Here is a 505-nt window from a genome sequence, read left to right on the forward strand (position 1 = left end):
TCAAAGGTGCTGATAGTGGTGTTTCATCTGTGCTTTCAAGAGGTGGTAACCAAATTGGGGTTCCCTCTATAAAGGTTAATGCTGCAATAGTGTTAGTGACCGTTGTTAGCTGAGTTGCGCCACCAAATAATTGCTGCACCGCCTCACATTCTTTAAGTGTTAACGCTAAACGGTGGGCAAGAATTGACTTACTCCATTGCTGGCCTATTGAACTTATAAGTGTCATTACTTATTCTCTCGTTAAAAATGCGTTTATACTGCTGATTGAAATCAAATAGTGCTTTTGTTGTAGGCTACAATCTTAGCGCCTGCGGTGTTTATTCAATGCTTCCTGTCGCTAATTATAAATGTGATGCGATATTTTTATTTAGCATTATAAATGTTCCTTCTCGGTTTTTTAGAATATATCTTTGATATAGGCGCAAGGAGGGGCAGTTTACGATTAATGAATGACTAACATCGTAGTCGTAATCCACTTACTGCCCACCCTGACTCTTCTACACAA

General features: G+C 39.2%; 1 pseudogene. It reads right to left on the bottom strand.

Annotation, left to right across the window (positions count from 1 at the left end):
• Nucleotides 1–226 (bottom strand): annotated as a pseudogene (locus AB4238_RS22440) (hypothetical protein); the annotation flags it as partial.
• Nucleotides 227–505 lie beyond the last annotated feature (279 nt).

The organism is Shewanella sp. 10N.286.45.A1 (assembly GCF_041470405.1).
In the GTDB taxonomy this organism is placed as follows: domain Bacteria; phylum Pseudomonadota; class Gammaproteobacteria; order Enterobacterales; family Shewanellaceae; genus Shewanella.